Source organism: Halomonas alkaliantarctica (assembly GCF_029854215.1).
Classification (GTDB): Bacteria; Pseudomonadota; Gammaproteobacteria; order Pseudomonadales; family Halomonadaceae; genus Vreelandella; species Vreelandella alkaliantarctica_A.
The window spans coordinates 3,934,646-3,948,786 of record NZ_CP122961.1 but is presented as its reverse complement, the minus strand read 5'-3'; the positions used below and the strand labels follow the sequence as shown (position 1 = coordinate 3,948,786).

11 protein-coding genes, 1 tRNA gene and 1 pseudogene are annotated in these 14,141 nt (G+C 50.0%); 8 read left to right on the top strand and 5 right to left on the bottom strand.

All coding sequences use genetic code 11. The features are described 5' to 3' along the window. The first annotated feature begins 24 nt into the window (after nt 1–24). Nucleotides 25–101 (top strand) — tRNA-Arg (locus QEN58_RS18095). 124 nt (nt 102–225) lie between these two features. On the opposite strand, the gene QEN58_RS18090 is transcribed toward QEN58_RS18095, so the two are convergent. From QEN58_RS18090 to QEN58_RS18080, 3 genes are all read right to left on the bottom strand, one after another. Next, a complete protein-coding gene (locus QEN58_RS18090; protein WP_280104985.1) occupies nt 226–1,104 on the bottom strand; it encodes a restriction endonuclease in 879 nt (292 codons plus the stop codon). A gap of 104 nt (nt 1,105–1,208) precedes the next feature. Continuing rightward, entirely contained in the window at nt 1,209–2,258 is a 1,050-nt protein-coding gene (locus tag QEN58_RS18085) for an SIR2 family protein (protein WP_280104984.1), read from the bottom strand. An 872-nt stretch (nt 2,259–3,130) separates the two neighbouring features. Next, entirely contained in the window at nt 3,131–5,305 is a 2,175-nt protein-coding gene (locus tag QEN58_RS18080) for a TonB-dependent receptor (protein ID WP_280104983.1), read from the bottom strand. A 235-nt stretch (nt 5,306–5,540) separates the two neighbouring features. Here QEN58_RS18080 and QEN58_RS18075 point away from each other — a divergent pair, with 235 nt between their 5' ends. The 7 genes from QEN58_RS18075 (at nt 5,541) to QEN58_RS18045 (ending at nt 12,694) form a co-directional block, all read left to right on the top strand. Continuing rightward, on the top strand, nt 5,541–6,398 hold the full coding sequence (locus tag QEN58_RS18075) for an ABC transporter substrate-binding protein (RefSeq protein WP_280104982.1): 858 nt from the start codon (nt 5,541–5,543) through the stop codon (nt 6,396–6,398). Nucleotides 6,399–6,807: 409 nt separating this feature from the next. Next, nucleotides 6,808–7,554 carry an IclR family transcriptional regulator gene (locus QEN58_RS18070; protein ID WP_280104981.1) on the top strand — a complete coding sequence of 249 codons (747 nt, stop codon included), beginning with the start codon at nt 6,808–6,810 and terminating at the stop codon, nt 7,552–7,554. A gap of 27 nt (nt 7,555–7,581) precedes the next feature. Next, on the top strand, nt 7,582–8,541 hold the full coding sequence (locus tag QEN58_RS18065; RefSeq protein WP_280104980.1) for a Bug family tripartite tricarboxylate transporter substrate binding protein: 960 nt from the start codon (nt 7,582–7,584) through the stop codon (nt 8,539–8,541). A gap of 82 nt (nt 8,542–8,623) precedes the next feature. Further along, entirely contained in the window at nt 8,624–9,070 is a 447-nt protein-coding gene (locus QEN58_RS18060) for a tripartite tricarboxylate transporter TctB family protein (RefSeq protein WP_280104979.1), read from the top strand. Between the two features lie 19 nt (nt 9,071–9,089). After that, complete coding sequence (locus tag QEN58_RS18055) at nt 9,090–10,601, top strand: tripartite tricarboxylate transporter permease (RefSeq protein WP_280104978.1); 1,512 nt, start codon at nt 9,090–9,092, stop codon at nt 10,599–10,601. Then, nucleotides 10,594–11,853 carry a CaiB/BaiF CoA transferase family protein gene (locus tag QEN58_RS18050; protein WP_280104977.1) on the top strand — a complete coding sequence of 420 codons (1,260 nt, stop codon included), beginning with the start codon at nt 10,594–10,596 and terminating at the stop codon, nt 11,851–11,853. Before QEN58_RS18055 ends, QEN58_RS18050 begins: the two co-directional genes overlap by 8 nt. After that, entirely contained in the window at nt 11,840–12,694 is an 855-nt protein-coding gene (locus QEN58_RS18045) for an HpcH/HpaI aldolase/citrate lyase family protein (RefSeq protein WP_280104976.1), read from the top strand. The genes QEN58_RS18050 and QEN58_RS18045 overlap by 14 nt, the downstream gene beginning before the upstream one ends. 182 nt (nt 12,695–12,876) lie before the next feature. Here the strand turns inward: QEN58_RS18045 and QEN58_RS18040 are convergent. Both QEN58_RS18040 and QEN58_RS18035 read right to left on the bottom strand, forming a co-directional pair. Further along, a pseudogene (locus QEN58_RS18040) lies at nt 12,877–13,816 on the bottom strand (integrase core domain-containing protein). Between the two features lie 17 nt (nt 13,817–13,833). Beyond that, nucleotides 13,834–14,040: a thiamine pyrophosphate-dependent enzyme gene (locus QEN58_RS18035; protein WP_280104975.1), complete on the bottom strand. Its 207-nt coding sequence runs from the start codon at nt 14,038–14,040 to the stop codon at nt 13,834–13,836. Between the last annotated feature and the right edge of the window lie 101 nt (nt 14,041–14,141).

The window sequence follows — 14,141 nt, the reverse complement described above, 5'->3', positions numbered from 1 at the left end:
CACGGTTACGATACGCACCCACAAGCGCCCGTAGCTCAGTTGGATAGAGTATCGGCCTCCGAAGCCGAGGGTCGCAGGTTCAAATCCTGCCGGGCGCGCCAAATTGTTAAGAAGAGGCCTGCGAGAAATCGTGGGCCCTTTTTTTGGGCTGCTATCGGCCAGGAGCTGACGTGATGCCCCGATCACGCCGCGAAGCGGCGGAAAACGGGCCCGTTGAGGCCCTGGTTATCTTTTGACTGGCAAAAGTTTCTCTTTGATGATGCCATTTCTAAATATGGTTTTTTTTGTACCTTTTTGTAGGTACTCAATAACACCAACCAACTCTTTTGAAAAATCAATCACTATCTTTTCTGTGTGGGGCTCAGACAGGCTATACGTCACATCATAGCCTTTTATTTTGTAACGAAAATCAGGCCCTCTTATCCATCCGGAACTGAACCGCTCTTCTTTCTTGAACTCACCGTACTCACTGCTAGCAATCGGTGCGAGTTTCCCTGCTAACTGATGTAGAGAGTACGTATCCCCATTGTCGTCATTATCTATGAAAATCTCATTATTAAGTCCTGATATAGAAAATTCCGAACCAACATCAATTCCCATTTTGTCTTTTGCCCAGCCCGCATCGAGCAGTGGACAAATATTAGTGATATTAGCTGGCATTCGAATTGTCACGTTGCTGTGAACTTCCTTGATAAAAGGTGAACCATCAACATCTTGCCAGTCAGAATCGTTTTGTTCACGAACTACTAAAAGGTCAATTTTATTATGCTGTGCTTTAGAAATAGCGCCTGATTGATAGCCCTTTTGGGTAGCAAAGACAGCTTTTAGATCCGGAATGTCTCTTACTTTCCCTATAAGAGCATCAAGCTTTTCCAGCGTAATTTTTGAGTTATAATCCTTGCACTCTATGACTGTTTTATAAGTGATACCTGCTAACTCATACTCCCAATAAATATCGAATTCACGCTCAACACCGCAAGAGTCTAATATTTTTTTATTACGCTGAACCTCAATATTCCTTTGTGCTGTTAGCGTTTCGGCATTCAAAAGGGCTTGGTGTAGGAGTCCGACAAACTGCTCATATTCTCTGCCATTATTCGCCATTTGCTATCCTCCAATTTTATAGATAACGCCGCCCAGCACGCGCAGGTAAGAAATGAAGGCGAAGCCGCAATGTAGTAGCCGTCGCCGTGCCTGGCCTTGTTAAATTATGTGACAGCGTCTCTCACCCAGTCTTTAACAGATGTATATAGTGTTGCGTGGTCTACACCACAAATTTCTATAAATTTTGCCGCTGATTCAGGGTTGGGATCAATTAAATATAGCTTCTTATTTTCATTTAGACGTAAATTTTCGCTTAGCAATATCCTCGCTTCTAGGTCAAGCGGTGGACAAGAGTACCCAGCGACCACAACCCGATCAGCTTTTTGGAGTGCCTCAGAAGCTACTTTCCATAGACCTGCCATTGAATTGTGCATCATATTTCTTTTCCCACTCACTGGTGGAACTATAATCGGTTTCATGTAGACCCGTCGCTTATTCTTGGTTGATAGCGACGTAGCAATGTCAGGTGAGTTAGTAACATGAATTGCCCGTGATGGCGAAAAAAGCGCACTTGGATTTGGTTCGGGGGAGGTATGTTTAGATTGCCAATTCATAGAACCATGAAGCTTTAATACTGAAACACCGCCGTGTTCTTTATCGATGTTCTCGAACTGAGAGAATCCGTTTATATGGCTAAACTGTGAAATATCATTTAACCTATAGCATCCTGGCATTGAGAATATTTCACGCCCATTCTTTGAAGCTATCTGATCTAAAGTCCGCTCTGCCAAAAGATCATAGTTAAATGTTATAATTGTTAAGTCTTCGGGTTTATTAAGTTTTTTAAGCTCGGAAAGAAGAAATCTATAATAAATTGACCTTGGCTTTGTCGAAACGTTATTAGTTGTTTTTGCCAAAACAACTGTAAGTAGCTTTAGAAGGTTAAGGAATCCTTTGTGATATGCGCTACCTGAAGGTGAATCTATCGCTTTTAGATACAAATAGGCGGCTGAAGCTTCCAATGAAGCGGTTAAAGTATGCGAATAGTCTCCAACAAGGTCCGACAATGCACCCACGACCTGCTTATGACCTTTCCTCTCAGCTGCCCTAGCAATTTGAAAGAAATCAGCATCTAACGGTGGTCTCTGTGCTAGCGGTTTAGATCCTCCAGCTGATCTGCTAATACCCGCTCCTAACAATATTACGGTTTTCATATACTTCCTAATTTAACAGTTTATTAGTGAGCATAAACATCAATAGCTTCCCCATAACACCTTGTTTCATATAAGCTTTTAAAAAGCCACTCCAGATAAGCAAGCATTCATACTTCAAAACCTGCCAGAAAAACGCGCATTGTGAGCTAAAGACACATACGAATACCCGATCTCAGCGAAGACCGCTAAGGGTTGTTTTCAGTCTTATGCTGCATAGATATACGCGGCCTTTTAGCTTTCGGGCACGGCCCAATTCTTACTGAAATTAGCCTAGCACAAGCTGCCGAAGTAGGCTGAGGCTCGTAAGCTTTTCTTTTCAACGCTCCTTCGTGGCTTGCTGATGAGGGCATACATTTTTCTAGCGTTAGCGCGACGCTGTCTTGATCAGATGGGAGCTGGGGAGCAAACACGAACCCCGCGTAAGCTTTTGAAAGCCAAGAGGTGAAGTCATGTACTTATGGTCATCACACTGTTAGCTGCCAGTATGAGGGATGAGGGCGAGAGGGGGCTAAATGCTAGATCAAGCACAAGGCTTAAGCCGATATGAAGTCGTTCCAGCGCCTTGCCAAATAGTTATGCTCATCCATGACGGTATTCCACACCGCGATGCGGCTCATTCTTGTCTGGTAGTCTCCGCCGTCGCGGATTTTTCGCCTCGATGAATCATATCAGCGGTGCCATCGGGGCCTGGCAGGCTCTTGACGGCGCCGGGCCATCCAGAGATCCACCAGTGGAGGTAGTCATAAGCCGCACCTAGCGGGCGACCCATCGGCAACACATCAAATTAAGCAAGCCTAAGGTAAGCGTGCCGCAAACAGTGAGGGCGCTTCATAGGAAGCGCCCTCACGGTAACGGTAAAGAGGGTGCGTTACTTAAAACTCGATGGTCGCCGAAAGCTTGAAGGTACGCGGTTCGCCTTGAATCAAATAATTCGCAAAGGACGTCGAGGCGCCTGACCAGTAGTTTTCGTCGGTAACGTTGTCGATGCCTGCGCGCCAGATCCAGTCAGCGCCGCCGACTGGCGTGCTGTAGCGCAGGCCAAGATCGAGGCGTGTCCAGGAATCCAACTCCAAGTCGTTGGCTACATCGGCGTACTGCGAGCCCGTGTGCAGAACGCGACCAGTGGCAGTGAGGCGCTCGACGAAAGGCGTGTCCCATTCGCCACCGAACACAAAACGATACTCAGGAACGCCCGTGGCGTCATTTCCTTCGTTGCCATCCTGTGCTTTGGTGAGTTCGGCATCTATCCAGGTCGCGCTGCTGAACAAGCGCACTCCTGTCGTCGGCTCACCGTACAGGCTTAGCTCCAGGCCGCGATTACGCTGCTCGTTATCCAGGTTGCCGACGCCATCGACGACCGCTGCAGAGGGTAGCTCGATCTGGAACAGGCTAATGCCACCGCCTAGGTTGCCGTAGTCGAACTTAGCGCCCACCTCTTGCTGCTCAGCATGGGCAATGCCCAGGTGCTGGCCAAAGTTCAGCGCTGTGGTATCGGTGACCGTGCCGCCATCCTGCAATGCTTCGACGTAGTTGGCGTAGAGCGAGATATTATCCGTGGTCTTGAACACCGCGCCGACGGCGGGGGTTACCCGACGATCGGCATAGCGATTACTGCTGCCGTCGTTAGGCCGTTCGTCGATCTCGAGTTCCTGATAGCGTGCGCCCAGCGTCAGCAACAGTCGGTCATCGATGAATCCAAGTGTATCGCTCAGCGTGACTCCTTGGGAGCGTGTGCGCGTCACGCTACCTCCCACGAAAGGCGTGCCATCAGGGCGAGATAAATCGACAGGAGCGTAGAGGTTGGTCGTGCCTGCCGCGAGGAAATTCCAGTCCGTGTCGAACTTGCGATAGGCGCTAGAGTAGCCAACGGTTATGTCATGGCTAACCGGGCCGGTCAACACATACCCACGAAGCCCCGCTTGGCTGGCAATGTTGTCGATATGATTGTTGGTCTCGAAGTCGTTGACCCTGGCGTTACCTGCATCATCGGTAAGGCGCGGAGTCGCCGACACGATGCCTTCCTGCGTGCGGTTACCCCCCAAGGCCGCGAAAGCGGTCCAAGTGTTGGTGAGGTCATATTCGCCCCTGACCATGCCGAAATTGGTTTCTAGCTCGGTTCCACCGAAAGAAGGGGTGTAGTTCAACGAGGAATCCGGCGCAGCGGGCACCTGAGTGGCCACGCCGGTATTGACGCTTGAACGGCCGCCATCCAGGGTGAGCTTTTGATGACCGACATCGAACAATATCCGGCCTTGATCGCCACGGTAGTCGAGACCAACGACAACGGAGGTATCGCGCTGGTTTTCGTCATCAATGGCGGTATCACCACGGCCGCGCATGGCACTTACCCGGGCCCCCCATTGCTTTTGATCACCATAACGCTGGCTAGCATCGACGCCCGCTTCACCGTAGCCATCGGAGCGGTAGCCACTGGATAGATTGAGCATCGGGTCATCCCCCGCATGCTTGGGCTCGATGTTGATGGTGCCACCAATGCCGCCGCTCCCACCGATGGGAATGCCCGACGTAAAGGCGCTGGCGCCTTTGAAGACTTCGACGCGCTCGGCAAGGTCGCTGTTGATGATTTGTCGTGGCAGTACACCGTAGAGACCGCCATAAGCCACGTCGTCACCGGTCAGGTTAAAGCCGCGCACCTTGTACGCTTCGCCATAGATGCCAAAGCCTAGCCCTACCGATACCGAGGCATCGTTCTGAAGCGTATCGCCCAGTGTCTGGGATTGTTGGTTCTCCATTAGCTCACTGGTATAACTGATGACGTTGAAAGGCACGTCCATCGTGTCCTTTTCACCGATCAGGCCCACACGGCCACCCGCTGCGATTTGGCCACCGGCGAAGGCCGGAGGTGGCGTATCGCCATAGGTCGGTACGGAGCCCGTGACAGTGACGGTATCCAGGGACTGATTGTCAGCACTCGTCTGCGCCCAGGCGGTCACGGGCGTAATACCCATCGCGATCAGTGTCAGTGCGCGCAGAAGCCGTGCTTTGCGGCGCTTAGTCGCTGTGTTGGAGGTGTTCCCAAGAGTCATAGTGTCGATCCAATCGTTTGTACAGCAGCACTCGGCCGCCGCGTTTTTTATGAAGCCGATATAAGAAAGCGGAGGGCTTGGCTTTCATGCCATGATCACCTATCCGACGTGGATCTATATAATAAACAAAATGAGATGTATTAGCATATGCGGATGGGATTTTTTCCGTACTGCCTTGCAAAAAATGCGTATTGACGTCTAAATGTGATCCCTTTTTTCTGATGCGCTCGCTGTTATGTGCCACCGGTCGATCCTCTCTTTCTTGGCTCGCTGCTGTTTAACGGTGGCTTGCTTGCTGCCCTTGTCTAATGCCCACGCGCAGTGGGCCACGATCAACTGGACCATTGCCGAAACGCTACTGGCCATTGACGCGCCGTTGAGTGGTACCGCTCAACAAAATGGCTACCATGAGTGGGTAGGGGAGCCACGGATCCCCGATGGCGTTGCAGATATTGGCCTGCGATCACAGCCCAACCTCGAGCTCATGGCGCAATCGCCACCGACGCAAACGTTCATTTCGCCGATGTTCGCCAGTTTGACAGAGCGTCTGGAGAGAATTGCCCCCGTCACGTCGTTCTCCCCCTATTCACCCGGCACTCATACCTGGCAAGAGATACAAACACTCACCCGGCAGCTAGGTGAGTTGACCGGCCACCGGCTGCAGGCAGCGCAGCTAATCAACGAAACGCATGCGTTGATGGACACGCTTAGCCAACAGCGCCCCAATGCACCGCCGCTACTGATGGTGCAGTTCATGGATGCCCGTCATGTCAGGATTTTTGGCGACAACAGTCTCTATAATGCCGTGCTTGAACGAATCAATTTGACCAATGCCTGGGAACGGCCCACCAACGCCTGGGGATTTTCACTCGTGGGTATCGAAGCGCTCTACGACTATCCTGAGGCCACGCTGGTCGTTGTCGAGCCGGTGCCCGCTGGGGTCGAAGACGCACTGGCGAAAAGTGGTTTATGGCAACATTTACCCAGCGTGAAAAACGCCACTCTATTGCGCTTACCACCGGTATGGAGTTTTGGCGCGCTGCCTTCCGCTCAACGCTTTGCTCGGGAGCTGGTTTCTGCCCTGCGACCTTAATATTGCGTTTTTTGAGGGCAGTTATGGCGGGCGACCAGGGACTTTCGATGCCGACCCGGCCGCGAACCACATCGGAAGAGGCTTGATCCTGGTTGTTCCATAAGGCGCGGCAGGGTTGCTGACACTTAAGATTGATAAGGCAGTCCAACCATCTATGCAATAAAGCCCTAATAGGTGCATGCAATCTTTCTGCAGCTTCCATAAAGCTAGGCATTCCATCCTTCCAGCTTGCCAACACGGAAAGTAGGTCGTGGAGGCTAATACCAGCAAGCCTTCTTCAACGTATAACCGATACTCTGCAATAGATCGCCCTGCTAAACCATAGCCTAAAGTCGCATTGAGATTAGTGTTTCCACTGCTAATCTGGTTTATATTGTGAACGCATTCATAATACTGAACTGGTGGCGATATGAGTGGGCGTGGTGCGGAACGAATTCTTGAGCTAGTTGAGTGGTTAGCTCGACAAGAACGGGCTAGATCTCTAGTAGATGTGGTAGATGCACTTTCACTACCGAAAAGTAGTGCGCTAATGCTACTGCGTACTCTTGTAGAAAAAGGCTATGTATCGCGTGGAAGTTCCGGTTTATATCAATTGCAGCGCTTACCTGGTGAGGCTGGGGCTGATAAGTATGCCTGGGGCACAATCGTCAGGAAGATAACACCATTAATTCAGCAAGGGGTTGATCTTACTGGTGAAAGTGGATTTATTGGTGTTTTTGATAGTGAAATGCGTGTCAAGTACCTTAACAAAATATTGCCCGCCCGAGAGATTCGTTACGATAGAGATATTACTGTTTCTAGAGATGCGTTTCAGGTGACGAGTGGGCAAGTTCTTCTTGCGCAGCTTAGTGGTGCTGATCTGAATAAATACTTTTCAGATACTGGCTTATGCGGTCTGTCCAAGAGACAAGAAGTTGAGAATAAACTTAAGGAAGTAAAAGAATGCGGCTATGCCGTGAATCTCAAAGGTACTGTGGAAGGTGCTGCAGGGGTTGCAGCGCCGATTTTTGATAAGCATGGAAACTGCTTGGCAGCAGTGAATATTGCGGGGCCCCACGATCGTATTAAAGAAAAGAAAGAACTAATTATAAAAGTCGTCACCGATTTAGCCCAAAAAGCTTCTAGTTCGCTGGTGCTGAAACGCAGCGATGTGTAACACAACTATCACAAAAAAGAGGTAAGTATGCTTAAAGCAATTATAAAAACTACTTTCGTGGGCACTGCACTCGTGTCGTGCGTTGGTCTTGCTTCCGCTCAGGATTTTCCAGAGCGGCCATTGGAATTCATCGCTGGATACGGTCCGGGCGGTGGTCATGACACAATGATGAGGACGATGGCGCGCCTGATCGAGCAAGAAGATATGCTCGACGTTCCAATCAACGTCGTTAATAAGGATGGTGGAAACTCTGCTGTTTCAATTGGCTATCTTAATGCGCGTGAAGGCGATCCCCACTATTTAATGGCAATCACTTCCTCGCACATTTCAACACCACTATCCACCAACATTGGGCTTGATTATTCCGATTTCACTCCGATTGCACGACTTGGAATCGATCCGGAACTCCTCGTTGTCAACGCACAAAGTGGTATCAATTCTCTTGATGAGCTTCAGCAATCTGAAGAGATGCTAAATGTTGGTGGTACCGCAACCGGTAGCATCGAGCATATTGTTACTATGCAATTGGCTGAATCCACCGGTCTCAATCTCAATTTTATCCCCTTCCAGGGCGATGGCGAGGTTGTGACAGCGCTACTGTCAAACCAAATTGATTTCGCAATTACCAATCCTGGTGCGGTGACCGATTACCTCAACAGCGAGAAATTTAAAGCAATTGCTGTCAGCACAGAGGAGCGGATCGATAGCCTTCCAGACGTCCCCACCTTTGTGGAACAAGGTGTGGATATCACGATTAGCCTATTCCGCGGTGTGACCGCGCCTCCAGGTATCTCAGATGCAGAGCGTGAAGCATTGACGGAGATCGTAACGAATCTGCTTGAAAGCGAAGCTTGGCAAAAAGAGTACGTTGAACCGAACGCGATCGTGCCACTCGTGATTACCGGCGAGGAATTTGCTGATTATCTAGGTGAGACCGAGACGGTCTACCGGAAGGTCCTTGGCGAACTGGACATGCTGAGTAATTAACCCTATGGCCCGGTTTTGCTGGTAGCTGGCCGGGCCATCTCTCTACTCCATCGCAACGAGCTATTAACGCACGGGAGGTTCCATGCGAACGTCCGAACTCGTACTTATTGTATTTACAATAGTCTTTTCGGTATTTCTTGGCTACCAAAGTCTTGAGTTCAATTATTTTTCAAATCAGGGTTTTGGGCCTGGATTTGTACCGCTCAACTTTGCTTTGGCAACTCTGGCTTTGGGTGTTTTGATCTTTTTAAAGTTTGGAAAGAGAAGGGCGCAAGTAGATGGTGACACTTTTCAAGTAAAGGAGCATTTAAAAGCGGCGATTTCTCCAATATTTGCTGTACTGCTTCTTATTGTTGCTATTTATCTGATGCATTTTGGATCTGTTATAGCTCCTCTATTCGTTGTAATGATGGTGATCTCGAAGACTTTACTGAGGCATTCATTAATCCGTGCTTTCGTTATGAACTTGATCACACTTGGTGCAATTTTCGCAATCTTCAATCTTTGGTTGGGGATTCCTGTCACCTGACTAGAACAGGGTGTTCTTTATGGAAGCGATAAGTAATCTAATGATGGGGTTTGGTGAAGTTCTGACCCCATATAACATAGCTATAATTTTTGCGGCTGGGCTGATCGGGACGGTCGTGGGCGCTTTGCCCGGGCTTGGCCCCTCTGCGGGCATTGCTCTGATGCTGCCGCTGACTTTTGGAATGAATCAGGTATCGGGACTTTGCCTTTTAACCGGCGTCTATATGGGCACAATGTATGGTGGTCGGATTACTGCCATTCTTATCAATGCGCCTGGGGATGCGCCCGCCATCGTCACAGCCCTTGAGGGCTATCCAATGATGAAGCAGGGGAGAGGTCCCTTAGCGTTGGGTATTTCGGCGATTGCCTCATTCATAGGCGGCTTGTTCGGTTTGGCGGTTCTTATTTTCCTTGCACCACTAATTGCATCCTATGCGATCTATCTTGGAGCTCCGGAATATTTTCTCCTTATGGCTATAGGCCTCGCCACTGTCATGCTGCTCGCTGGCAGCAGTATGCTCAAGGCATTATTCGTGACGTGCCTCGGCGTTTTGGTCAGCACTTTTGGAAGTGATTATGTCTCAGGACAAATCCGGTTCGCCTTTGTACCCGAGATGATTGAGGGTATAGATTTCGTGGCAATTATCATCGGCCTCTATGGGCTGGGCGAAGTGCTTTATAACCTCGAAAAAAAGCTAAAGCTCAACCTTGGAAAACCCAGTTTCCGTATGAAAGAGTTCATCCCAGGACGCGCTGATCTTAGTGAGGCTTCAGGCCCAACTATTCGGGGGTCCATCCTGGGGACTGTTATCGGAATCGTTCCGGGTGCTGGTGCAACGGTAGCGACCTTTCTCGACTACGCACTTGAAAAAAAGCTATCACGGACTCCAGAGAAGTTTGGCAATGGTTCGATACCTGGGCTTGCTGGTCCGGAGGCTACCAACAACGCAGCTGTTCCTGGCTCCCTCATACCTTTACTCACTCTCGGTATTCCGGGGTCAGGCGGTACTGCTATCATGCTTGGGGCACTGATCATGTTCGGGATGCAGCCGGGACCGCTTTTGATGACAAATTCTGGCGATATTGTTTGGGCGATGATCGCGGGGCTTGTGCTGGCGAACTTTTTCCTGCTCTTATCTAATGTCCTTCTTATTCCCGTCTTCGTGAACCTGCTACGAGCAATCCAGAATAACTTGGCTAACGTTGTCATTGCGCTATGTGTGGTAGGCGCTTTTTCATTAAGTTACAGCCCCTTTAATATCTGGATCATGCTCATCTTTGGTGTGCTCGGCTATTTGTTGAAAAAGAATGACTATCCCACTGCGCCGTTTATTCTTGCTGTCGTGTTGACACCATTGGCTGAAAACTATTTCCGTCAATCCGTCATGCTCGGTCAAGGCAGCGCAATGATCTTTATTGAGCGACCAATTTCTCTAATCATTCTCTCGCTGATGATTCTCATCGTCGTGGGGACTGTATTTGGCCGCTTACGCGCCAGAAGTATGCGAGACATGACTAGTGCCGATGAGTAAAGGTGTACAAAAAATGAGCTGGCAGAAACATGCGTTCGATGGTAGGTCTGATGGACCGATGCAAGGCGTCCGCGTTATCGACCTATCACGCCTCGTGGCTGGAAACATGACGTCGTTGCAACTCGCTGACTTTGGTGCCGATGTTATCAAAGTTGAGCCTCTTCCTTTGGGCGATCCACTACGAGCGTGGAAACAAGGAGGTATATCTACTTTCTGGACTGTTTATGGGAGAAACAAGCGCAGCATTGGCCTCGACTTCAGGAAAGAGGGGGCCATTGAGCTGCTGAAGCGGTTAATAGCAACTGCCGATATATTAATAGAAAGCTTTCGGCCTGGGACGCTTGAAAAAATGGGGCTGGGTCCAGAGGTTCTTCACGAAGTATCTCCCAAGCTGATCATACTCCGAGTTTCCGGTTTCGGTCAGAGTGGCCCTTACTCTTCTAGGCCTGGTTTCGGCACACTTGTTGAAGGGATGTCTGGTTTCGCTTCACGTAATGGTGAGGAAGGTGGTGATCCTCTTCTGCCGCCGCTGGCTCTGGCAGATATGATTGCAGGGCTTTATGGTTCTAATGCTCTTTTGATGGCATTGCGCTCGCGCGCGACTTCGGGCAAAGGTCAAGTGATCGATCTTGCGCTCCTAGATGCCATGACATCAGTATTAGGGCCAGAAGCTTTAGACTACCAGCTCTTGCATAAGCCAAAGCCTCGTGTGGGTAATGGTTCAAACACTTCAAGCCCTCGCAATGTCTACCAAACAAGTGACGGAGGGTTTATTGCGCTCTCGGCCTCAATGCAAAAGACTGCCGAGAGAGTGTTCCGATGTATTGGCCGTGAAGACCTAATCACTCACCCAGACTTCTGCACAAACGAACAGCGTGTTGCCCGTAGGCACGCAGTCGATCAGATTGTTGGTGGGTGGATCGGTGAGCGGACGATGGAAGAGGGGCTCGCCATATTCGATGAGCACGGCATTACGGCGGCTCCGGTCTACGATATTGAAGACATCTCTAAAGATCAGCATTTCAGGAAACGTGGCATTTATGTAGAGCTCCCCGATGATGATCTGGGTGGGGCGGCCATGCATGCTCCTGTCCCGAGGCTGTTATCCACACCAGGGGGCTTTCACCGAGCTGCACCTCGGATTTCGGAACACGCTCGTCAAATATTGACCGAAGCCGGTTTTGATGATGCTGAGTTCACCGCCCTTCTTGAATCAGAACTGATTAGCGAGAGTGTACATGACAATAAGTAGCGCATCTTGGCGATCCCTTCTTTATGTCCCAGGCAACAACGATAAGTTTCTTGCTAAGGCTCAAACTCGTGGCGCAGACGCCTTGATCATCGATCTTGAAGATAGTGTGCCATCTGACTATAAGCAGGCAGCAAGAGAAATGGTTGCTGCAAAGCTATCGGACCTAATTCAAGGACCTGCCCAAGTTTGTATTCGTATAAACGGCGATCTTGTTAATATGGCGGATGATCTCCGTACTGTGGTACGGCCAGGAGTTGCAGCAATCTTCTTGCCCAAATGTGAAGATGCTGGAAAGGTGAGATTAGTTGCCCAAGCATTGGACTTGCTAGACCCAATGAATAATGTCGGTATCGTTCCACTTATCGAAAGCCCAGGCGGACTAATTCACGCTTATGATATCGCACGAGCGGATAAGCGTGTTGTGGCGCTTCTACTCGGTAGCGAGGATTTTGCGACGAGTTGCCAAATAACGCCCTCGGAACAAACGCTTATTGGTGCAAAACAGCAGATTGTTTATGCCGCCAGGGCTGCAGGAATCTCCCCGCTTGGGTTGCTCGATAGCATTGCAAATTTTACGTCAGCCGATCTAGAAGACCTTGCAGTGCGGTCTGCGGCTTTTGGGTTCTCTGGGGCGACATCAGTCCATCCGGGTAACGTTCAAGCCCTCAACCGAGGATTTTCACCTAGTCAAGAAGATGTTGAATGGGCGGAGCGCGTCATGGAAGAGCTGGATAGAGCAGAAAGAAAAAGCCTAGGGGCAGTAACCCTTAATGGCCGTATGATCGACAAGCCGGTTTATGAACGAGCGCAATCTATACTTGCTCGCCGTCTTCCAGGGTAAACTCGCAAAAATTGCCAGCTCTGCAACCAGCTGCAACTGCTCAGAGGGAATGCATAAACGATTACTAGGCACCCTGTCGGGTGCCGCTCTATCCATACTCGAAATAAAAGGTACGAGCTTTTCGCGCTATTGAATAACGTTAGATAGCACTATCCTTTTTGAGACGCGATGTCACCCCATCTTCAATAGCACCCGAGTTTAGAGTCAGAAGTAACTTTCTCGTGTTTTATCATCAGTTGCTCGGTATAGGCTGACGGTGTCAGCCCTCCAAGACTCTTCTTTGGTCTTTCTTCGTTGTACTCCCGCGTCCATGCCTCGATGACGACCTGGGCGTGATGAAGGCTGGTGAACCAATGCTCATTCAGACACTCATCTCGAAAGCACCCATTGAACGATTCGATGTAGGCATTTTGGTTGGGTTTTCCAGGTTCGATTAAAAACAGTGCAACGCCACGTAGATGAGCCCACAACAGCATGGCGCGCCCACAAAATTCCTTTCCATTATCCGTACGAATGGCGCTAGCTAGGCCACGTTGTAAAGCCAGATGATCTCGAATTAGTGTTAACGAAAGCCCGCCAATGGCACGTTCAGGCACGATTACCACAGCTTCATGGGTAGCGTCGTCGTCAACGGTGAGGTTTTTTATCGCTCGCCCGTCTGCCTTACGGTCAAACACAAAATCCATTGACCAGACCTGATTGGAGGCGCCAGGGCGGCCTAGCGGCTTACGCTCAGACGTGGGAACCTTCTTGCGCTTGCGGCGTATTACCTGCAACCGAGCCGCGGCGTAGACGCGCTCGTCGCTCACTCAGACCACGTGACACCATAAAGCGCACCACGTCTCGGCGTGCCGGGGCACTCACTACTTTTTTCTCAGCGCCTCGCGAGTGACCTCCATCTCCAGTAGCGACTCAGTGAGCAGCTTTTCAAGCGTCCATTTTCGGCTTTGAGTTCTTTGAGTCGTTTGGCATCGGGCACGATCATGCCGCCAAACTTGCTGCGCCAAAGGTAATAACTGGCTTCCGAGAAACCGTGCCGACGGCATAGCTCCTTGTGGGCAGCCCCGACTCGGCTTCGCCCAGGAAACCAATGATCTTTTTTTCGCTGAAACGCTTCTTCATGTCCAATCTCCTTACGCTTAGGATTGGACTCTAAAGTGTAGCGCTACGGGCCGAGTGACTTTCTCACCTTGAGCACCGAAAGCACGGGCCAAAACACCGAAGTCGGGATTCTGATAGTCGATAGCGAAATGCTTACCATCGTAGTAGGCATCCTGAAAGGCATGTTCATTGCTAAGGCCTTCATCGTTGATGACGACGGCCACCAATTTGATCTTCTCGCGCACGCAGTTTCCAGCTCGCTGGTAAAGTACCTAAAACCTATACAACCTTTTACAGCCAGTATCGGCACATGCAGTTTGAGTGTGGTGCTAGCCTTTGCTAAAGC